General features: G+C 40.3%; 20 protein-coding genes and 1 riboswitch. Of the genes, 9 read left to right on the top strand and 11 right to left on the bottom strand.

The window, feature by feature from the left end:
- Positions 1-85 precede the first annotated feature (85 nt).
- Positions 86-490 carry a universal stress protein gene (locus IR135_RS05770; protein WP_135097544.1) on the bottom strand — a complete coding sequence of 135 codons (405 nt, stop codon included), beginning with the start codon at positions 488-490 and terminating at the stop codon, positions 86-88.
- A gap of 17 nt (positions 491-507) precedes the next feature.
- Positions 508-1,959, bottom strand: coding sequence for a SulP family inorganic anion transporter (locus IR135_RS05765; protein ID WP_135097542.1), 1,452 nt, complete (start codon positions 1,957-1,959; stop codon positions 508-510).
- A 159-nt stretch (positions 1,960-2,118) separates the two neighbouring features.
- Here IR135_RS05765 and IR135_RS05760 point away from each other — a divergent pair, with 159 nt between their 5' ends.
- Complete coding sequence (locus IR135_RS05760) at positions 2,119-2,460, top strand: DUF6176 family protein (RefSeq protein ID WP_135097539.1); 342 nt, start codon at positions 2,119-2,121, stop codon at positions 2,458-2,460.
- 88 nt (positions 2,461-2,548) lie between these two features.
- Positions 2,549-5,566, top strand: coding sequence for an efflux RND transporter permease subunit (locus IR135_RS05755; protein ID WP_135097536.1), 3,018 nt, complete (start codon positions 2,549-2,551; stop codon positions 5,564-5,566).
- Between the two features lie 41 nt (positions 5,567-5,607).
- Here the strand turns inward: IR135_RS05755 and IR135_RS05750 are convergent, their stop codons facing one another.
- The 5 genes from IR135_RS05750 to ribD are packed head-to-tail and all read right to left on the bottom strand — an operon-like array spanning position 5,608 to position 9,389.
- The gene (locus tag IR135_RS05750; protein WP_135097534.1) at positions 5,608-6,087 is read right to left on the bottom strand and encodes a nucleoside deaminase; all 480 of its coding nucleotides are present in this window, start codon (positions 6,085-6,087) and stop codon (positions 5,608-5,610) included.
- A gap of 17 nt (positions 6,088-6,104) precedes the next feature.
- Positions 6,105-6,572, bottom strand: coding sequence for a 6,7-dimethyl-8-ribityllumazine synthase (gene ribE / locus IR135_RS05745; protein ID WP_135097532.1), 468 nt, complete (start codon positions 6,570-6,572; stop codon positions 6,105-6,107).
- 12 nt (positions 6,573-6,584) lie between these two features.
- The gene (gene ribB, locus IR135_RS05740) at positions 6,585-7,754 is read right to left on the bottom strand and encodes a 3,4-dihydroxy-2-butanone-4-phosphate synthase (RefSeq protein ID WP_135097530.1); all 1,170 of its coding nucleotides are present in this window, start codon (positions 7,752-7,754) and stop codon (positions 6,585-6,587) included.
- A complete protein-coding gene (locus IR135_RS05735; RefSeq protein ID WP_135097528.1) occupies positions 7,747-8,361 on the bottom strand; it encodes a riboflavin synthase in 615 nt (204 codons plus the stop codon). Before IR135_RS05735 ends, ribB begins: the two co-directional genes overlap by 8 nt.
- A complete protein-coding gene (ribD, locus tag IR135_RS05730) occupies positions 8,346-9,389 on the bottom strand; it encodes a bifunctional diaminohydroxyphosphoribosylaminopyrimidine deaminase/5-amino-6-(5-phosphoribosylamino)uracil reductase RibD (protein WP_228063437.1) in 1,044 nt (347 codons plus the stop codon). Before ribD ends, IR135_RS05735 begins: the two co-directional genes overlap by 16 nt.
- A gap of 142 nt (positions 9,390-9,531) precedes the next feature.
- A riboswitch (FMN riboswitch) is annotated at positions 9,532-9,674 on the bottom strand.
- A 232-nt stretch (positions 9,675-9,906) separates the two neighbouring features.
- Here ribD and tcuA point away from each other — a divergent pair.
- On the top strand, positions 9,907-11,409 hold the full coding sequence (gene tcuA, locus IR135_RS05725; RefSeq protein ID WP_135097526.1) for an FAD-dependent tricarballylate dehydrogenase TcuA: 1,503 nt from the start codon (positions 9,907-9,909) through the stop codon (positions 11,407-11,409).
- Between the two features lie 37 nt (positions 11,410-11,446).
- Here the strand turns inward: tcuA and IR135_RS05720 are convergent, their stop codons facing one another.
- Positions 11,447-12,316: a LysR family transcriptional regulator gene (locus IR135_RS05720; protein ID WP_135097524.1), complete on the bottom strand. Its 870-nt coding sequence runs from the start codon at positions 12,314-12,316 to the stop codon at positions 11,447-11,449.
- Positions 12,317-12,484: 168 nt separating this feature from the next.
- On the opposite strand from IR135_RS05720, the gene IR135_RS05715 reads away from it, so the two are divergent.
- The 6 genes from IR135_RS05715 (at position 12,485) to IR135_RS05690 (ending at position 19,095) form a co-directional block, all read left to right on the top strand.
- Entirely contained in the window at positions 12,485-13,600 is a 1,116-nt protein-coding gene (locus IR135_RS05715; RefSeq protein ID WP_135097522.1) for a Bug family tripartite tricarboxylate transporter substrate binding protein, read from the top strand.
- Positions 13,601-13,610: 10 nt separating this feature from the next.
- A complete protein-coding gene (locus IR135_RS05710; RefSeq protein WP_135097520.1) occupies positions 13,611-15,095 on the top strand; it encodes a tripartite tricarboxylate transporter permease in 1,485 nt (494 codons plus the stop codon).
- 1 nt (position 15,096) lies between these two features.
- Positions 15,097-15,540, top strand: a complete 444-nt coding sequence (locus tag IR135_RS05705) for a tripartite tricarboxylate transporter TctB family protein (protein WP_135097518.1) — start codon at positions 15,097-15,099, stop codon at positions 15,538-15,540.
- A 20-nt stretch (positions 15,541-15,560) separates the two neighbouring features.
- Positions 15,561-16,730 (top strand): 2-methylaconitate cis-trans isomerase PrpF family protein, encoded by a 1,170-nt coding sequence (locus tag IR135_RS05700; protein ID WP_135097516.1) that lies wholly within the window; start codon positions 15,561-15,563, stop codon positions 16,728-16,730.
- Between the two features lie 157 nt (positions 16,731-16,887).
- Positions 16,888-18,327: a phosphate--AMP phosphotransferase gene (locus IR135_RS05695; protein ID WP_135097514.1), complete on the top strand. Its 1,440-nt coding sequence runs from the start codon at positions 16,888-16,890 to the stop codon at positions 18,325-18,327.
- 39 nt (positions 18,328-18,366) lie between these two features.
- Positions 18,367-19,095, top strand: coding sequence for an SDR family NAD(P)-dependent oxidoreductase (locus IR135_RS05690; protein WP_135097512.1), 729 nt, complete (start codon positions 18,367-18,369; stop codon positions 19,093-19,095).
- A gap of 39 nt (positions 19,096-19,134) precedes the next feature.
- Here IR135_RS05690 and glnA read toward each other — a convergent pair whose 3' ends face one another.
- From glnA to IR135_RS05675, 3 genes are all read right to left on the bottom strand, one after another.
- Positions 19,135-20,469, bottom strand: coding sequence for a type I glutamate--ammonia ligase (gene glnA / locus IR135_RS05685; protein ID WP_135097510.1), 1,335 nt, complete (start codon positions 20,467-20,469; stop codon positions 19,135-19,137).
- A gap of 72 nt (positions 20,470-20,541) precedes the next feature.
- The gene (locus IR135_RS05680; RefSeq protein ID WP_135097508.1) at positions 20,542-21,279 is read right to left on the bottom strand and encodes a tryptophan-rich sensory protein; all 738 of its coding nucleotides are present in this window, start codon (positions 21,277-21,279) and stop codon (positions 20,542-20,544) included.
- 57 nt (positions 21,280-21,336) lie between these two features.
- On the bottom strand, positions 21,337-21,753 hold the full coding sequence (locus IR135_RS05675; protein WP_135097506.1) for a pyridoxamine 5'-phosphate oxidase family protein: 417 nt from the start codon (positions 21,751-21,753) through the stop codon (positions 21,337-21,339).
- Positions 21,754-21,815 lie beyond the last annotated feature (62 nt).

Raw genomic sequence — 21,815 nt, 5'->3', positions numbered from 1 at the left:
GCACTTAATGTAAAGGCTTTCAATTTACAGATAATTCTATTTTAAGTTTTAAAAAAGACGGATGCTTCTATGCATCCGTCTCTCTTTATTTAACTATAAGCACCGGTATATTGGCCCGTTTTGCTACTTTATAGCTCACACTGCCCATCATCATTCCCTGCAAAGCATTTAATCCTCTATTGCCTAGTATTACAATGCCATAATCTCCGCTGTTAGAGACTTTAACCACAGTTTCATCAGGTATACCTCTTTCAAAAATAACGTTATAATCAACGTTATTTTCTTCGTATAACTCAATAATATCCGACAGTTTCACTTTTTGTTCCTGGATGGTATTTTCACCATGAAGGATTGCATCTTTTGACTTTTCTATTTGGATTACATTCAGTATTGTAACCTTTGCAGTTTCATTAATGAAATTCAGTGTTTCTTCTGCGGCCCTGAAACTGTTATTCGATCCGTCCGCTGCAAGCAGTATCGATTTATACATTTAAATCCCCCCGTTCTCTAAGTTAAATGCTGTTCATTCAGCTGACTGAGTTCTTTAACGATTTTTCGGCTGTCTGCATTTAATTTATCCACGTATACCGTGTTTCCTTTATCTTCAAACTTCCTGACCATTGTATCTATTGCATCTACTGCGGAATCATCCCAGAGGTGCGCCTGTGAGAAATCCAGACGGATGTCCTTATCGTATTGCTTAAATTCAATTTGTTCAATCATCGTATCTATCGAAGCGAAAAATATTTGTCCTTCGAACAGAAAAATGTAATGGTTTTCTGTTAATTTAGAAGTCACTTTTACTTTTGATATCTTTGTTGCAAAGAAAATTGCGCTGAAGAATACTCCTGCAATAACACCGACTGCCAGATTGTCAGTAACTAAAATAATCCCTACAGTAAGCAGCATAACAAATACATCCGTGCGCGGAGCAGCTTTCATATACTTAAATGTTTTCCAGTCAAATGTGCTGATAGTAACGACCACCATAATTCCTGCGAGTATCGGCATAGGTATTTGCACGACCAGATCCCCGAAGACAATGATGAGCAGCATTAAGACAACACCTGCTGTAAATGTGGATAAACGCGTCGTAGCTCCTGATTTAACGTTAATCACTGACTGTCCAATCATCGCACAGCCGCCCATGCCGCCAAAAAAACCAGTCACAAAGTTTGCAATACCCTGGCCGCGTGATTCTTTGTTCTTACTGCTGTACGTATCTGTTGCATTATCAACAATGCGTGCTGTCAGAAGACTTTCAACCAGACCTACAATAGCCATCGATAATGAATAAGGGAAGATAATTTTTAATGTTTCGAGAGTGAGAGGCACATCAGGTATAATGAAGCTCGGCAATGATTTTTCTATCGCTCCCAAATCACCGACTGTGCGTACTTCAGCCCCGAAAAATATATAACATGCTGTTAATACAACCAGCGCAACCAGCGGAGCGGGTATTTTTTTGAGAAATTTCGGCAGTAGGTAAAGAATCGCAATTGTTATCGCTACATAGATATATGTATCAAATGAAATGCCGAAAATATGCTGCAGCTGCGCCATGAAAATCATTATAGCCAGTGCATTGACGAAGCCGATCATAACCGAATTCGGAATGAATTTTAAGAGCTTTCCTACTTTAAAAATCCCGAGAATGATCTGTATTATTCCCATCAGTATCGTTGCGGCAAATAAATATTCCACACCGTATTCTCTGACAAGCGGTACGACTAATAATGCAACTGCACCCGTTGCAGCTGAAATCATCGCCGGCCTTCCTCCGACTAAAGAAATAATTACCGCGATGAGAAACGAAGCATAAAGCCCGACCATTGGATCTACTCCAGCAATTATAGAGAACGCTATAGCTTCCGGAATGAGTGCCAGCGCGACGACAATTCCCGCCATAATATTCGTCCCGGGCGAGGTCAGCCATTCTCTTTTAAACTTTTCTATCATATATTTTTGTCTCCTAAAATTTATTACTTATATAAAGTATAGCAGATGAAATCAATAAATTTCTTTATAAAATAACCTTATAAAATAGCATACGGGTTAAGTTTCATATAAAATGTATATGAGAATGCTGTTTAAATTAAAAATACCAGGAGGGATGAAATGAGAGCAGAACTGACAAAGTTCAAAGTAAAAGAGGGTAAGAGCGCTGTAGTTGATGAATGGATTGAATACATGCGTGATAATATGGACGATGTTCTTTTAAACCTTGAAGGTGAAAAGATGTACGTCGAAACAATTTTCCGGGAAGTCTTTATGGATGTTGAATACTTATACTGGTACAGCATCCAGAGTGATGAAAACGGCGAGAAAATTGACGATACCCACCTGGATGAAAAACATCTTGAATATATGGATGAATGCATTGATAAAACTTTCCGCCCTGCAGATATGCAGGCAGAAGTAGTCATGCTGCCTGAACACCTCAGACAATTACTTAGATAAAAATTACCCGCCAATGTTATTGGCGGGTAATTTTACTATATAATGACAGTAGAACATAACTTTTTTGTTATCTTAATGGAGGATGCATATGAAAAAACTGGCTGATATATTATTAAAACGAAGCCTGCTGTTCATAGTTTTAATTTTTACAGTGTCGGTTGTCGGCGTGTATACTTTTTTAACTATCGATCAGCGTGAAATTCCGGAAACAGAAGTGAATTTAATTAATGTTATCACTGCCTGGCCGGGGGCAGATAAAGATGACATTGAAGAGAACGTTACAAACATTATTGAAACGGAAATGTTCAGTATCTCAGATATTGAAGATGTATCGTCCGTATCGGAAGATAATGTTTCAGTACTTACGCTTTCTCTCAGTGACGGCAGCACTCCGGATAATGTGCTTAATGATGTTAACAACCTGGTGCAGAGCATCAGCGGTGATCTGCCGGAAAATGCTGCCCAGCCGGAAGTTGAATCCATCACAAATGCCTTTCCGCTCTTAAGCTATCAGATACATAGTGATTCCTTCGAAAATCTGGAAGCAGTCAGAGGAGACGTTGAAAGCTTAAAACAGGAAATTATACAAATGAACGGTGTCGACAGCGTAACAATCAAAGGTTACCGCGAGTCGGCATACGAAATTCAGCTGGACTGGGATGCTTTGGCAGAAGAACAGCTGAATCCAAATGAAATTATGAATGAAATTGATTTATCGCTCAGTCCTGTCATACTTGGCCAGGATGTTGAAGATGAAGAGATAATACGTCTTGCTTTTGAAGATGAAACCGCTCTTGAAACACTGGAACAAGTGCGTGTTGGTGAAAACAAAGTACCGCTTCTGGATATTGCCAGCATCGAATCGGTTGAAAGTACACCGGATGATATCGTTCAGTACAACGGCAGCGATGCAATATCATTCACCGTGTTCTTATCAAGCGGGGAGGATGTACCCTCGGTATCTGAAAATATAGAGGCCGTGATAAATGACGGCTTTGACAGTATGCCTGACAATGTAACTGTCGATAATATTTCATCGGAAAGAGAAAACGTCGAAGATATATTTGTCGGTTTATACACATCACTGCTGATTGCAGTTATTGCGGTAATTATCGGTACTTCAATCGGACTGTCACTGTTCGGTTCGATTACAGTGATGGTAACGGTACTGATTTCAATATTTATCGGATTTATCCCTATACCGTTAATCGGTGTTGATTTAAACCAGATTTCTGTGATTGGTTTAATTATTGCACTCGGTATACTCGTCGATGACTCGATTGTCGTCAATGATAATATCGAACGCAGGTTTACACTCGGAGAGAGTAAAGGAGATGCGATTTATAACGGTGTGAAAGAAGTCGCGCCATCAGTTATCGCATCAACAGCTGCAATTGTCTTTACATTCTCGCCGCTCCTGTTCTTATCCGGTGCAAACGGCGACTTTATTAAAGCACTGCCGAGTATTTTAATCTCTACAATGATTGTTTCAACAGTACTGGCATTGACATTTATTCCTGCGATGCGTCAGGTTATTCCGGTCAGGAAAGTACCTAAGCATCCGGGATTACTGGGTAAAGTATTTACATGGGGCAGTAGAATTTATGCCGATAAAGTACTGCCTAAAGTATTAAAGCGTCCATTGCTGACGTTCCTTGCAATACTTATTGTAACTCTGCTGTCAGTAGGTCTTGTCAGATTCACACCGTTCGAATTTTTCCCTGAAGCGGATCGCTCGGAAGTGACAATCGATCTGATTTTTGATGAAGGACAGACGATTGAGAAAACGCACGAAGATACTCAGGAAATACTCGATCATCTGCTCTCTGAAATGGACCATGTTAAAGGTTCATCAATCTTTACCGGCGATGGGCTGCCGAACTTATTCGGTGCATCGTTAGATCAGTCAGGTGAAAACACCGCCCAAATCGCACTTCAAATAGATAAAGAAAAAATGAGTGCTTCAGCAACAATTGATGAGTACGAAGAACCATTAAGAGATGCCTTCCCGGATGCAAAAATATTTATGAGTACAATTATCCAGGGTCCGCCGGCGAGTGCGCCGATTACAGTCGAGTTCTTTGAAGACGACCTTGAAACGCTCCGTGAGGAAACAGCAGCACTCACTGAACAGCTCGAAGAATCAGGCGACATCGTTACTTCAAGCATCGGCAGCCCTGTAGAAACACTCCAGTACAGTATCGATTACGATGCACTGGAAGAGAACGGTATTTCCATATCACAAGTTAAAAATGAACTGAACATGATTTCAGAAGGCATTCCAATGCAGGAAATCATTGAAGACGGCAGCAGTAAAGAGCTGTCTCTGAAATATGCAGATGAGTTTAATCTCGATAACGTCGATATTGTAAATATCGAAGACGGCCGTCCTGAAATGTATCCGCTAAGCGACTTTGTTACAGTATCGGAAACTGAAGATACACCTGCGATTCAGCACAAGAACGGTGAAAGAACAGCCGAACTTCAAGTATATGCAGCTGATGAAGCAGCGACTGAATCACTGATTAATGAATTCAGTGATGGACTTGACGGCAGCACTGAATTAATTGTCGGCGGAGAATCTTCCGACCAGACAGACTTCTTTGTTGAAATTGGTATTTTGTTCTCAGTTATACTGATACTTGTCTATCTTGTTATCGCATTTGAATTTAATTCGCTCGTTCTGCCGCTGATTATTGTCTTCAGCATCTTCCTCGCAATAAGCGGAGGAATTATCGGACTGTTTGTGACACAGACACCAATCAGCTTCCTCGGTATAATGGGGATGGTTTCACTGACCGGTATCGTCGTCAGAAATGCAATTGTCCTTATAGACTTTATCGAAATGCGCAGAAAAGACGGCAGTGTAGACGATATATACACTGCAATCTATGAAAGCGGACGCGCAAGATTCAAACCGATTATTTTAACTACTGTAACGAGTATACTCGCATTAATTCCTGTTGCTTTCAGCGGTGATGTTCTTTTTGAACCTCTTGCTGTAACAGTAATTGCCGGACTTGCCTTCTCGACACTCCTGTCGATGGTTGCAACGCCTGCCTTGTATTACTTCTACTACAAGTTCAGATACGAAAAAAAGAAATAATATAAAGTAAAAAGGACTTCCCGATCGGGGAGTCCTTTTTATCATTTTCTATAATATTCTATTTGCAGCTGTTTAACCTGCTGCGACAGTTCCTCATCAGGCCCATCAACTTCTGTATCATTAATAACTTCCTCAATACTCAGACCTTTTAGTGCACCGCGTTTTGTAACGCCAAGTTCTTTCTGCCAGTCTTTCAGCTGTGCTGATGAGCTTACGTAGACAATCCGGCCAAGCCCTGCCAGTGCATGTGCTGAAGAACACATCGAACAATGTTCACCAGATGTGTAAACTACTGCATTTTTACGATCTGATGGACTTAAATTTTCTACTGCCCATTTCGCGATTGCATATTCCGGATGTTTCGTTTGGTCTCCGTCTTTGTCGCGGTTGTGGTCTTCAAACAACACACTACCGTCTTTTGACACGAGCAGCGATCCAAAGGGTGAATTACCTGTTTTTAATGCCTCTTCAGCGAGTTCCACACTGCGTTTTAAGTATGCTTTATCTGATTCAGTTATCATTCAAGAACCTCCTTGTATTATTTTTTAATACTTTGGATGACTCCCGCCATTTCTATTGCCGTTACAGCCGCTTCAGAGCCTTTGTTGCCCACTTTCGCGCCAGCACGATCGATTGCCTGCTCGATGTTCTCAGTAGTTATAACGCCAAATATAACGGGCACGCCTGTTGATAATCCTGCATGGCTTATACCTTTTGCTGCTTCGTTACAAACATAATTATAATGAGTTGTACTGCCCCGGATTACGCAGCCGAGCGTGATAACACTGTCGTACTTCTTCGTTTCTGCCAGTGTTTTTGCTGTCAGCGGCAGTTCAAAGGCTCCCGGTACATATACTAAATCGATATTCTCATCTTTCACACCGTGCTTGAGTAATGTTTTATGTGCACCATCCAGCAGGCGATCGGTAATAAAATCGTTAAACTCTGCCGTAACTATTGCTATCTTCAAATTTTCACCGTTCATCGTTTTCTGTAATTCATTCATTATTTTTTCCTCCTATAACAGATGTCCCATTTTTTCTTTTTTTGTATTTAAATAATCTTCGTTATATATATTTGCAGTCACGATGTGTTCTCTCGAATGTACTGTAATACCTTCTTTTTGCAGTCCTTCAATTTTCTTCGGGTTATTGCTCAGCAGCGTTACCTCATCCACTTTTAAGTGTTTCAGCATAGCTGCTGCTTCTTCATATGTGCGCAGATCCGCATCAAAACCGAGATGTTCATTAGCAGTCACTGTATCGTAACCCTGTTCTATGAGTTCGTATGCTTTTAGTTTATTTGTCAGCCCGATACCGCGTCCTTCCTGGCGCATATACAGGATGATACCGTCTTCCTCACTGATAATCTGCATCGCTTTATCCAACTGATCCCCGCAATCACAGCGCGCACTTTTAAAGACGTCTCCGGTCAGACATTCAGAATGAATACGTACATTCATATGCGGAGTAATTTCTCCATGGACAAGAGCAAGATGCTCCTTGCCTTCACGGTCGATAAAGTCATACATTATAAACTGTCCAAATTTCGTCGGCATAGAAATAGTGCTTGCCAGCGTTACAGCGTGCTGCTGCATTATATATTTTTTCAAATTTTCGATAGTAATCATTTTTAAGCCGTGTTTTTCTTTATAGACTTTCAAATTATCAACACGTGCCATCGTCCCGTCTTCATTCATAATTTCACAAATTACACCTGCAGGTTTTGCTCCTGTAAGTCTTGCAAGGTCCACCGCAGCTTCTGTGTGACCTTGACGTTCCAGCACACCGCCATCCTTGGCAATTAGCGGAAATACGTGTCCCGGGCGGTTAAATGTTTCAGGTGAAACATTTATATCAAGAAGTGCTTTTACCGTATCGAATCGTTCGAAGGCACTGATACCTGTTGTCGAGTTGACGTGATCTATAGAAATTGTAAAAGCAGTCTGGTATTCGTCACTGTTATGTTCAGTCATCGGAGCCAGTCCTGCCTGCTCGGCAATATCAGCTGAAACAGGTGTACAAATCAGTCCTCTGGCATGTGCGGCCATAAAGTTAATCGCTGACGCATCGATAAACTCTGATATACCAACGAGATCTCCTTCATTTTCCCTGTTTTCATCATCCACAACGATGATTAATTTTCCTACTTTTAAATCTTCCAGTGCACTGTGTATTGAATCAAACATGAGTACCACCCGCTTTCTCAAAATTAAGCAGATGATTGATATGTTTAATCATCATATCCGCCTCTATATTGACAACATCCCCTTGTTTCTTTTGTCCGAGCGTCGTTTTGCTTTGTGTTTCAGGAATGATATTTAAAATAAATGTATTATTCTCAAGGTTAATATCGAACAGCGTCAAGCTGATACCGTCAATTGTTACAGATCCTTTTAAGGTCATGTATTTCATTAATTCTCGAGGGCATTCCACAGTGATTACTAAAGCATCACCGTCGTTATAAATACCGGCAATAACTCCTGTGCCGTCAACATGGCCGGATACGATATGGCCGCCAAGCCGCTGGTCCAGTCTCATCGCGCGTTCAAGGTTAAGCAGATCTCCATTCCTCAGTTCCGATAACGACGTTATTTTGTTCGTTTCATTAATAATCTCAACAAAGAATGACTGTTCTTCAAGTTTTGTAACGGTCAGGCAGACACCGTTCACTGCGATAGAATCACCAATATTTAAATCATCAAAAGTGGTGTTCTGTATTTCCAATTCAGTTAATGCGGATGTTTTATTAATAGAAAGTACGGGTGAAGTTTGTTCGATTAATCCTGTAAACATGCTTGAGTCCTCCTGTAAGTAAGTTTGATGTCCGACTCGAGCTTTTCAACATGATGCAATATCAGATTCAGCTGACCGTCTGGGTCGCCTTGATGAAGCTGATACTCAGAATAACCAAATATTTTCGGGGCAATGTAAATGATGAGGTCATCGAATAAGTTTTCGTTTAAAAATTGTGTGTGGATAGACGAGCCGCCCTCCACCAAAAGTGAAGCTATATTCCGTTCATATAATATATAAAGTACTTCGCTTAAATCGTAAGATCCAAAGTATAGTTCTGCACGATCTTCAAATGCTGCGTTCTCTTTATTGCTGGTAAAGATGATTGGCTTATGCGGATGTTTGAAAATATTCATATCCGCCTTCAGTGTTTGAGAGCCCAGCAGAATAACTGGTACAGGATGTGAATCGTTATCTGATAAACGGGTGGTCAGACTCGGATTATCGTTTAACAAAGTATGGCCGCCAATTAGTATACCGTCATGCTGCTGTCTGAGGTGATGCACATCCAGGCGTGAATATTCATTACTGACCCAGTGACTGTCACCGTTTTGGTGTGCAATTTTACCGTCAAGACTCATAGCACCTTTTAGTGTAATAAATGGCCGCTGATTCAGTATGCCGGTATTAAACGGACGATAAAGTTCTTCGACATCAGAGTGTTTCAGGTAAATCGTTTCTATACCCTGATCGTTTAATACCTTTAAGCCATCGACCTTGTCATTCACATCCCGGGCCGCATAATATACACGTTTAATGCCGGCTTCGATTACAGCATCCGTACACGGCGGTGTTTTTCCATGATGCGAGCATGGCTCAAGCGTGACATATATATCCGCTCCTGCTGCAGATTCAATGCAGCTGTTTAATGCGGCTCGTTCTGCATGCAGTTCTCCCGCTTTTAAATGTGCACCGTAGCCGATGAATCTGCCGTTTTTGACGACGACAGCGCCGACCGGCGGGTTCACTGACGTTTGACCCGCTGACATCCTGGCCAGGTTTACAGCCATATCCATATATCTGTTCAAGTTTTTACCTCCTGAATAAAAATAACGCCCTCGAATAAAAACATTCGAAGGCGTTAAAAAATGTATGCTAAAGTAACACAGTATTTTATACAATGTTAAATAAACGTATTAAAATGCTTAAAAACATTTCTACGCTGCTGCATTATTCTCTCTCCCATCCAGACTCTAACTGTCGGCTTCAGACTTTAACTGAATCAGCCATACGATAATAAATACCGTACGGGTCGCGGGCTTTCTAAAAAGATTACCGCCGGTTGGGAATTACACCCTGCCCCGAAAGAATAGTATTCAGTTGAAAAACTCTATATAAAATATAGTACACTGGTAGGAAAAAGGCAATGTATTGATTTGTCAGAATATTAATTAGCTTATTTTAACGGTAGTTTTAAAGTGTTAGAGCTTTACCTCTCTGTGTTATAGAATATTTTTATTGCATTTAATATAAAACTGATATTTCATTTATCATATTAAATACTCTACTCTTAAGTCATACATCCATAACAGGGGGAATTATAAAATGACAAATTATGAATATGATTTAGTTGTAGTAGGGTCAGGTAATGCTGCTTTAAGCGCTGCAGTGTCTGCGAGTGAAGATAATCTAAAAGTTTTGGTTGTCGAAAAAGGGCCGCAGCACAAGCGCGGGGGCAACTCATTTTTTACCGACGGTGCAATACGTTTTGCCTATAATGATCTCAACGGATTAAGCAAAGTTGTAGACAATCTGTCCGAAGATGACTTGAAAGCGATTGAATTACCCGAATATACTGCAAAAGATTACCACGGCGACTTAATGAACGTTACTAAAAATAAGAGTAATCCGAGCCTGGCTGAGCATTTGACAGGAAAATCATATGAAACTATTCTGTGGATGAAAGAGCAGGGTGTTCAGTTCCAGCTGAATGAAAACCAGTTCTTTGAAAAAGACGGGAAGAAAGCATTCTGGGGCGGGCTGCCGGTTAAAACAGTCGATAAAGGTATAGGACTTGTAAAATCATTATTCAAAAAAGCTGAAGAAAATGGTGTAGACTTCTGGTATGCATCACCTGCCGAAAAACTTGAGAAAACAGATGGTAAAATTACAGGTGTTTACGTAAACAGTGAAGAGCACGGAAAAGTTCTCGTTAAGACTAAATCAGTTGTTTTAGCAAGCGGCGGATTTGAAGCAGATAAAAAGAAACGTATGGAATATCTCGGCAAGCAGTGGGAAAATGCGATTGTCCGCGGCAGTGAGTACAATACAGGCGACGGTATCTCAATGGCACTTGAAGCCGGCGCAGTAAAAGCAGGCCAGTATGACGGCTGTCATGCACATACTACAGACTATAACTCACCTAAGACAGGCGACTACAGCAAACCTGGTGACATCTATAAGAAATCATCATATCCATTAGGATTAATCGTTAATGTCGAAGGCGAACGTTTCGTCGATGAAGGCGCTGACTTCAGAAACTACACATATGCCAAGTACGGCAAGGAAACACTGAAGCAGACTCAGCAAAAAGCATTCCAGATTTACGATAGCCAAGTAAGAGACATGTTAAGAGTAGAGTACAACCTTGAAGAGGCAACCATGCTAAAAGCTGATACCATCGACGAACTTGCAGTGAAAATGGGCGTCGATAAAGAGAATTTCTTAGAAACAATTAACAGCTACAACGATGCAGTACAGGACGGCGATTACAACCCGAGTGTGAAAGACGGTAAAGGAACCTCGGGGTTATCACCAAACAAAACAAACTGGGCGCTTAAGTTTAACAAAGGTCCATTTTACGCTTACCCCGTTACCTGCGGCATCACATTTACTTTCGGTGCAATAAAAGTAAATAGCAATTCCGAAGTGCTGGATGAAAACGAACATCCAATTGAGGGTCTGTACGCTGCAGGTGAAATGGTTGGAGACCTTTTCTATCACAATTATCCGGGCGGTTCCGGGTTAATGTCAGGGTCGGTTTTCGGTAAAACTGCAGGAGACTCAGTTAAAACTTATTTAAAATCAAAGAAACAGCTTGAAGTTTAAAACATAAAAAAGAAAGCATCTCCCGATGCTTTCTTTTTCACTTTATATTCCCCCATGATTTCATGTGCTCAATAAACTTATTTACTATAACCAGATTTTCATAATCCGCATTATACATTAACCACGTATCTCTTTTTACAGTTAAATCATCTTTAGATTCCACTTCTTTTTTATACAATTTATCCTCTTCTTTTAAACAAATTTCAGGAACGATTGCGTAACCCAGTCCGCTTTTCACTAATTCTTTGCATGTCTCGAGACGATCCACTTCCATCTCTATATTTGCTGGCGAGGCAAATTCAGCCAGCCACCAATGATTAATAATTCCTTTAAGTGACGAATCCGTCTTATAATCTATCTGTTTATATTCAGGCAGTTTCATAACGTCAATCTCGCTCTGAGAAATTATATACAGAGATTCTCTGTTCAACAAATGTTTTCTGCCGCCATGCCACTGGTAATCTCTTCTTAAAATACCAATGTGAATCGATGAGTCATTCAGCATGCGATAAACATCTGAACTCACGCCCGTACTGACATTAAAATGTACTTTAGGATATTTATTTGAAAAAGATTTGAGTAAATTAGGTAAAATATACTGGGCAAAGTTACTAGATACTCCAATTTTTAAAGTTCCTGATATTTCTTCGCTCATATCATTAATATTATCTTTTAAAACCTGCAGTCTCTGAAGCATTTCTTTAGCATAATTCACCAGATATTCACCTTCGGAAGTGAATTCAATACCTGTCTTAGTTTTGAAAATTATATCCGTTTCCATCTCTCTTTCCAAATTCTTTAAGCGATAGCTTAATGAAGGCTGTGAAACAAATAATTTCTCAGCAGTTTTCGTAATATTTTTCTCTTCGTGTAGAATCTTTAATATTTTCCAATCCTTCTGGTCCATTTTTATCCCCCTTTAAAAATTTCTAAATATTTAGTATTTAAATAGTATTATGATGCTTATACTTAATGTTATCAATTTTTTTTATGAAGTTAGATAGAAATTCAATCTTTTACTTATGAAATGAAACCGCTTACTCTTATGTAAAGTCATACAAAAGGGGATAAGAGTATGAAAAAAATAATTACAATGATTGCCATTATAATTTTTTGCGGGGGCTTAATGGCCTTAAGTCCAATAACAAAAGGGAGCTCTTCAGATACAGATGAAAAAGGAGAAGAAAGCGGACATGATTTACTTAAATTCACCGTACCTTTCGAAGCTGGAGGCGGTACGGATATTTACGGAAGATTTATGACACCTTACTTCTCAGAGCACACTCCAAATAATCCAAAAGTACAAGTTGAGAATATTCCGGGCGGTGCCAGTATTACAGGAACGAATCATTACGCGAATTCGGTTGCTCCGGACGGCGCAAATCTGCTGACTTCAAGTGCATCTTCACACGTTCCATTTATGCTTGAACAGTCTTCCGTTGACTACGATTTAACTGAGTTCAAGCCTATTATTGGATCACCTTCAGGAGGTGTTGTTTATACAACACCTGAAAATGCAGAAAAAATTCACAACGGTATCGGAGATATGGAAAGTACTTTATTCCATGCCGGAATCTCTCCAACTGGCTTAGATCTTTCCACCTTACTTTCTTATGAAGTATTAGGTATGGATGTTAAAGCTGTCTTAGGATATGAAGGCCGCGGTCCATCGCGCGTAGCTTTTGAACAGGGTGAAAGTAATATCGATTTTCAAACAACAACTGCATACAATAACAACGTTCAGCCTATGATAGAAAATGGCAAAGCAGTGCCGTTGTATTCACTTGGCCAAATTGATGAAAAAGGAGAATTAGTACGTGACCCTCAATTCCCTGACATACCAACTGTCAAAGAAGTTTACATGGAACAGTATGGTGAAGAACCTTCAGGGGAGGCATGGGAAGCTTATACACAATTGATTAATGCGTCATACACAATGAACAAAGTTATCTGGGTGCATAAGGATGCGCCTCAGGAAGAAATTGATAAATTACAGGCAAGCGCCGAAACTATTGCACAGGATTCCGAATTCAAAGAAGCTTCATTGAAAATACTAGAAGGATACGATGTTTATACAGGCGATGATTTGCAGCAGCGCATTAATAATGCTTTTAATATTTCAGATGAAAACAAAGCATGGATACAAAATTACCTATACGAAAATTATGAAGTAGACATCACGAAATTATAGGAGGGGTAGTATGATTCAAAGTGCAATAGATGCTCTCTTTATCGTCCTTGATCCCGCGAGGCTCGGATATATGTTCCTCGGCATCTCAATCGGAATAGTAGTAGGACTTTTACCAGGATTAAGCGGCACTGTCGGTATGGCCTTGCTTTTACCATTTGTGTTCGGTTTGGATCCGTATATAGGAATGGCGTTGCTCATCGGTATGATTGCAGTTATTCATACCGGAGATACATTTCCTTCTATTTTACTAGGAATCCCGGGAACTTCGGGATCACAGGCAACGATAATGGATGGCTTCCCGCTCGCTCAGCGGGGACAAGCCTCCCGAGCCATGGGAGCAGCCTTCTTCTGCTCCATGGTCGGAGGTGTGATTGGAGGTATTGCCTTATTTCTGACAATTCCAATAGCAGAACCTCTAATTACATCATTTAGTTCGCCTGAACTGTTTATGCTGACGATGCTCGGACTGAGCATGGCAGGAATGCTAGCAGGAAAGTCAGTATTCAAAGGAGTTATGGCCGGATTGCTTGGCCTGTTAATTGGATCAGTCGGCAGTGCGCCGGCAGTTCCAGAGTACAGATACACATTTGACACTTTATATTTAACTCAAGGCATCTCACTGCCTGTTGTCGCAATTGCAATTTTTGCTTTTCCAATTATTATTACAATGCTGACAGACCGTACTACAGTATCAAAAACAGGAGAACTTCAAAATGGTGTGCTCCGCGGAATAAAAGATTCTATTAAGAATAAATTCCTAGTAATCAGAAGCGCCGTTGTCGGTGTCTTAATAGGTTTCATTCCAGGTCTCGGGGGCAGCGTAGTTGACTGGCTCGCTTACGGTTTCGGCAAGAAGACAGTTAAAAACAACCACTTCGGTGAAGGTGATATTCGAGGCGTTATCGCTCCGGAGAGTGCCAACAATGCAAAAGAAGGCGGCTCGTTAGTCCCTACACTCTTATTCGGTATTCCGGGGAGCGGTACAACAGCAATACTTCTTGGTGGTTTAACTCTGATGGGGCTGCAGGCTGGACCCCAGATGATTACATCAGATCTTGATATCACGCTTTCTATCGTCTGGACACTCGTCCTCGCCAACGTATTCGGAGCAGCTCTTTGTATTATTCTGATTAAACCAATTTCGAAACTGAGTCTGATACCTGGTGAAAAAATCGTTCCTTTCTTATTAGTACTGCTGGTTATCGGCGCATATCAGAGCACTATGTCATGGGGAGACCTCGTTATCTTTGTAATTATCGGATTGCTTGGTTATGTTATGACAGTTCTCGACTGGCCAAGACCGCCTTTACTAATCGGGTTTGTTTTAGCTATGTCTGCTGAACGTTACTACTGGATTTCAATAGAAAGATACGGATGGGACTGGATTTCAAATCCTCTTGTTATCGTTCTCGCATTATTAATTGTCGGCCTCTTATCCGGCGGTGCAATTATGAAAAAATTCAGCAAGCAAGTCGAAACTAAAGGTGGTAACTAATATGAACAAAAGTTTGGCTAATATATTATTTACGGCATTTATCTTTATATTATTTACGGCGGCAGCCTTCGAAGCATTAACCTTTTCACGGCTGGCGCAATTTTTCCCGCTGTATATTTCAATAGCCGGATCAGTTTTAGCTTTGATTTACTTAATAAAAATAATTATCGAACACATTAAAGAAACTTCACCTGAAGAGCGCTATGAACAGCTTCAGATACTAAAACCATTCAGATACATCGTGTGGGTTCTTGCATATTTATTGCTGATTTATGTATTCGGCATGCTTATTGCTACGACAGTGTTCTTATTCGTTTTCTTAATATGGGAATCCAAAATGAAAATACTCCCGTCGATTCTTTCAGTTGCTGTAATGCTGGTGCTTATTACTTACTTAAGTGCAGCGATTAATATCGCATGGCCGACCAGTTTATTAGGATTTTAATTAAAGAAGGAGAATGAAGTATGCATGAATTTGAAAAGATTCGTTCGTCTATAATCAGAGGCGGTACGAGCAAAGGTGTTTATATCATGAAAAAGGAACTCCCTAACGATGAAACTGTCCGTGATGAAGTGATTTCTTCTATCTTTGGAGGGGCTGATGAACGCCAGATTGACGGTCTTGGAGGGGCGAATTCATTAACCAGCAAAGTGGCAATCGTCAGCGTCTCAAACAGAGACGACGCGGATATCGATTATACTTTCGGACAGGTCGACATCACCACCGGCCGGATTGACTATAATTCAAACTGCGGCAATATCTTAAGCGGCATTGGTCCATATGCCATCGATGAAGGGCTGGTCAGCGTGACAGAACCTGTAACCTCTGTCCGGATATACAATACAAACACGAATAAAATCAGCATTGCTGAAGTTCCTGTACAATACGGCAGAGCAAAGTCTGATGGTAATTACTCCATCGATGGCGTACCGGGTAGAGGCGCGAAAATTGTTCTCGATTTCCTCGATGCGGCAGGATCTAAAACAAATAGTCTTTTTCCGACAGGCAACAGAACCGACACCTTTGAAATTCCCGGATATAAAACTGTTGAAGTCAGTATTATTGATATTACAGCGCCAGTTGTCTTCGTCAAAGCATCAAGCATCGGTTTAAAAGGAACAGAACTTAGCAGCGAACTGACTGAAGAGCAGTCTGATTTACTTGAAACTATCCGCGGAATGGCTGCAGAACGTATCGGTTTTGTGGAGCATTACAGTGAAGCAAAATATACAACACCTTCCACTCCGAAAGCAATTATCGTATCAGACGCCGAAACCTATATAACCGAATCCGGAACGAAGATTGAAGACAGCAGCATTAATTTAACAAGCAGAGCGATGTCCATGCAGAAAATGCACAAAGCTTTTCCTGTAACAGGCGGACTGTGCACAGCTGCAGCATCACAGCTGAAAGGTACAGTGGTGTACAACTGCTCGCAGGATACAGCTAATATTAAAGAGGTTGTCATCGGACATCCAAGCGGCACCATGGAGTTCGTCATTGATATTGAAGATGATGGCACCAATGTCATTTTTAATAAGACAGCTGTCGCCCGTACATCTAGAAGACTGATGGAAGGCTATGTCTATGTTCCAAAAGAATTATTCTGGAATATCAGAGACAAAGTCATCTGAAGACAAGAACAAACAGACGTTGAATTAAGGCACCGTCAGATAATCTTATCTGACGGTTTTATATTTTAAAAATGCAGTTTATCCTGCACAAAGTTATACTGAAATTAACAAAGATTTTAAAATTAATGACATATCTTCATATAAGGGATGGTTGTACATGATTTCAATTGATAAAGAGCTGGAATTTGAACTTGGAGAGATCACACGCCGAACGCATGATTTAAATATTCCTGTCATGATTATTATTGAAGGTGCGCCTGCCTCGGGAAAATCCAGGCTGTCAAATGCACTGTATATGTCGCTCGATGCAAAATATACGGATTTTATCGCTACACGACCGCCGAGGGAAGCTGATTTAAGATATCCTTTTCTGCACCGCTACTGGTACCATTTACCAAAAGACGGCGATATCAACATTCATTTCAGGAGCTGGTACTCACAGTTAATAGAATATAAGGATTATAGGATCAAGCGCAATATTAACGCTGATTTTAAACAAATCGAAGATGATATGAGAAACTTTGAAAAGACTTTAACTGATAACGGCTATGAGATTTTAAAGTTCTATATTAATACTGATAAAGAAGTTCGGGAGCGTCATCTTCAAAAACTTAAAAATAATCCTGTCTTGAAATGGAAAGCTGAAGAATTTCAGAGTCGTCTGCAGCATCATGACTATGACCTTGAGATGGAGCATTTTCTTATGGATGAAACGGTTTGTCCATGGACCCGCATTGATTTCCATAACAAAGAAGAAGCTGCGAATACTTTGTACTCCTCGATTATTAAACAGTTAAAAATCAGAATTAAGAGGGAACAGGAAAATAAACCGCAAATAGACGGTATGTTCCAGCGTGACTTTAAAACCGGCTTGTTTACCTTCGATTTTGACAAAGAAAGTATTGGAAAAAATGAATACAAGGACATGCTGCCCGCTCTGCAGTCAAGAATGCGTGAAATACAATTCCAGCTCTATCAGGCAAAAATTCCTCTTGTACTTGTTTACGAAGGAATGGACGCTGCCGGCAAAGGCGGCAATATTAAACGTACAAGGGCGCTCCTCGATCCAACAGGCTATAAGAACAACGCGATTGGTGCGCCGGCTGATATTGAACTCGCTCACCATTACTTGTGGCGGTTCGCCAAACGGACGCCGAGAAGCGGTCATATCGGTTTTTTTGACCGCAGCTGGTATGGCCGGGTGCTTGTTGAACGCATTGAAGGATTCACGCCGGCGAGCGCATGGCAGCGGGCCTATGACGAAATTAATAATTTTGAAAAATCGCTTTATAATTCCGGTGCAATTATTATAAAATTTTTCCTGTCTCTCGATAAGAATGAACAGCTTGAACGTTTTAAAGAACGTGAAAACAATCCTGAAAAACGCTGGAAAATTACAGATGAAGACTGGCGCAACCGTGAGAAATGGGATTTATATTTAGAAGCTTCAGAAGATATGATTCGTAAAACAGATACTGCACATGCCCCCTGGAAAGTCATCCCTGCAAACGATAAACGCTATGCCCGTATTACTGCTCTCAGAACAATTATAAAAATATGCGAAGAACATTTAGCGAAAGCTGATAAAAGAGTATAATGGAATTGTTGTAACATAAAAACAAGGGGGAAATATTAAATGAAATATGTATTTTTAACAGGTACTAACAGAGGGCTCGGTGAAGCTGCCGCTAAAGCATTCACAGACAGCAGAATTATCAGTATTACAAGAAGCAGCGTAGAAAATACAGATAATATCTATAAAGCATTCACAATGGATTTCAATGATACTGATGCTATGGAGCAGTTTGTTCCGGAAATCTTTAACTCTGTCGACCCTGACGAAAATGATGAAGTATATTTACTGAATGTTGCGGGAATCGTTGATCCTGTAAAAGCTGTAAGCAACTTATCCGCAGAGGAAATGCTTACCAACTATAAAGTGAACGTCGTTGCACCAACGCTGCTTATTCAAGGGTTTGTAAACCGCTTCAAAGAGTTCGGAGGAGAAAAGCGTATCGTTACTGTGACAAGCGGTGCTGCACGCAGCCCCGTAGAAGGCTGGAGTGTGTACTGCAGTTCAAAGGCTGCTGTAAATATGATTCACAGCGTGCTGGATAAAGAAAATATCCATCAGGGCAACAACATCAAGAGCGCCGTATTTTACCCGGGCGTTATCGATACAGGAATGCAGGAAGTAATCCGAGCATCGGATATTGAAGAGTTCCCTAATCTCGACCGTTTTAAAGAATACAAGGAAACAAACAAACTGGCGAAAGCAGAAGACGTTGCAGCAGCATTATATAAAGTGGTAACCTTGGAAGACTTCGGCAGTAAAGAAAGCTATGATGTTAAAGACTATATCTAAAAAAAGAGGAGTAACGCATAGCGTTACTCCTCTTTTATATTAATACTGCGTTAAATATTCTTCTTTTTCCCACGCTGTAATCTGTGCGCTGTACATCTTCCATTCATAGGTTTTATTTTCTATAAAGTGGTCGCAGATATGTTTACCCAATGCGTCCTGAATAACTTCATCAGCCTTTAGTGCCTTCAGAGCTGTATACAATGTCGTCGGCAGGTCTTCCACATCTTCTGCTTTACGCTCTTTATTTGTCATTTCGAAAATATTTTCATCTACCGGTGTTGTTAAATCCTTCTGATGCTGGATACCGCTTAGTCCTGCTTTCAGGATTACAGCGGTTGCGAGATAAGGATTAGCTGAAGGGTCCAGCGATCTCACTTCTGCACGTGTACCTGCACCGCGGGTTGATGGAATTCTGAGCAGCGGCGTACGATTACTCCCGCTCCATGCAATATAACGGGGAGCTTCAAATCCCGAACTCAGACGCTTATACGAGTTTACGAGCGGGTTGCAGACGGCTGTATATCCTCTCGCATGATCTAAAAGACCGGCCATGAAGTATTTCATTTCTTCACTCAGTCCGTACTCATCATTTTCATCATAAAAAGTGTTTTTACCATCTTTAAATAACGATACATTATAATGCATGCCGCTTCCAGCTTCATTGTACAGCGGTTTAGGCATGAATGTAACATGCAGTCCATATTTTCTCGCAACTGTTTTCGCTACTAGCTTAAATGTCTGGATATTATCGCTCGAAGTCACAGCATCACTGTACTTAAAACTGATTTCATGCTGGCTCGGCCCCGCTTCATGGTGAAACATTTCCACTTCAAAATCCATTTCTTTCAATGTTCTAGCTATTTCACGGCGGCATGTTTCACTTGAATCCGTAATCGATAAATCGAAATATCCGCTTGTATCATTTACAATTGTCGTTGGATTACTGTCGGCATCCAGTTTGAATAAATAGAACTCTGGTTCGGGCCCTAAATTAAAAGCATCATAACCCATATCTTCCATTTCTTTGATGATGCGTTTTAAATTACTTCTCGGGTCTCCCTCGAACGGTTCATTATTAAAATTGTACACGTCGCAAATCAGACGTGCTACTCTGCAGTCTTCATCCGACCATGGGAAAATAGCCCATGTATTATAATCAGGTTTTAAAAACATGTCCGATTCTTCAACACGCACAAAGCCTTCGATAGAAGAGCCGTCGAACATAGTTTCGCCATCCAAAGCTTCTTCCAGCTGTTCAACTGGAATTTCCACGTTTTTAAGCGCACCTAATATATCAGTAAACTGAAGTTTTACATAACCAATATTTTCTTGTTCTGCAATCTTTAAAATATCTTCCTTAGATATTTTACTCATTAAAATGACCACTCCTAAATATATTTAACACATAAATCTTCTCTTCTTTTATAAACCCGATTAACTGTATCTTTAAACCCTCTCCTTAATTTTAATTTTCATCACCATAACAACAATGGAAGAAACTGCGAGTACGATGCTTACAATCAGCAACGTAATATTTAAACTTGTATATTCACTGTCATTCTCCGTATAGATAGCAAATAAGGGCCAGATAATGACAAGGGGATATAACCAGTCTTTAAAATACAACGCTATTATGACACCGATAGCTCCGGCTGCTGCCAGCATAATAATTGTCCATGTTAATTCATCCAAGCCGATTAGAGAATCTATATTATTATCATTCGTTAATTGAAAAACATTAACGATAGATGCAACTGTCACCCAGGCAAAATAAATAGAATAAGGTAAACGGTCAAACCAATTATAATGCCCTCCAGTGATTAGAATGTGCATAATAAATAAGGTGATCAGCAATGAAAAAATTACAATTACTGAAGCGAGTATCATTTGCTGAGTAAACACTAAAATCCAGGCACTGTTGAGTAAAAAGTTAACAATTGGCCAGTATTTTAATTTGTATGCTGGAGAATCTTCCCATGTTTTCTGAAAGAACTGCTTAATTATCCAAATAAATACCAAAGCATATATCAAACCCCATATAGAAAAAGCAAATCCTGCCGGCTGAATAATAGGCTGATTATTATCTGCAACACTTCCAACGTTTGTTCCTATAAAGTAGTTCATCACTATCATTACTAAAAAAGCAGCCAGATAACCCGCTGCCCATTTTTTCTGAGTGTTCATCAAATCCCCTTCCTGTTATCAGTCATAATAAAAGCGAGGGTTTTCCCTCGCTTTTCCTTATAGTTTGACTTCAACGGGTTCCTCGTCGTCATTCATAATTTTTATTTCTTTCGGTGTAATTTTCAGCACTTTCAAATGCGGATTTTCTTTAGAGTCAAAGAAACTCTGGTCCTGCTTTTCCCACAGCCAGTCGATTGTTTTCTGGTCATTGATTCTTTCAACTTCGCCGCTGATTTCTACGAAAGCATGGTTTTTAGTATCATTAAATCCCAGCAGCACATGAGCCTGCGGGTTCTCTCCGAGTTCATCGTATTTAGGAGACTGGTCATTGGTTTTGGCATACAGCGTTAATCCGTCATTATAAAACCACATATACCGTGCATTAGGCACATTGTCTTTTGCTGTGGATAAAACACCTATTTTCGACTCGTTTAATATCTCTTCGATACGTTCAATAGCTTTAGATTGTTCCACAATATCACCTGTCCCTTATAATTGTTTTATTTTATATAAGTACCACATTCTTACTATCTTCA

This window comes from Jeotgalicoccus nanhaiensis (assembly GCF_015235105.1).
GTDB classification, from domain to species: domain Bacteria; phylum Bacillota; class Bacilli; order Staphylococcales; family Salinicoccaceae; genus Jeotgalicoccus; species Jeotgalicoccus nanhaiensis.
This window is presented reverse-complemented; position numbering and strand designations above follow the sequence as displayed.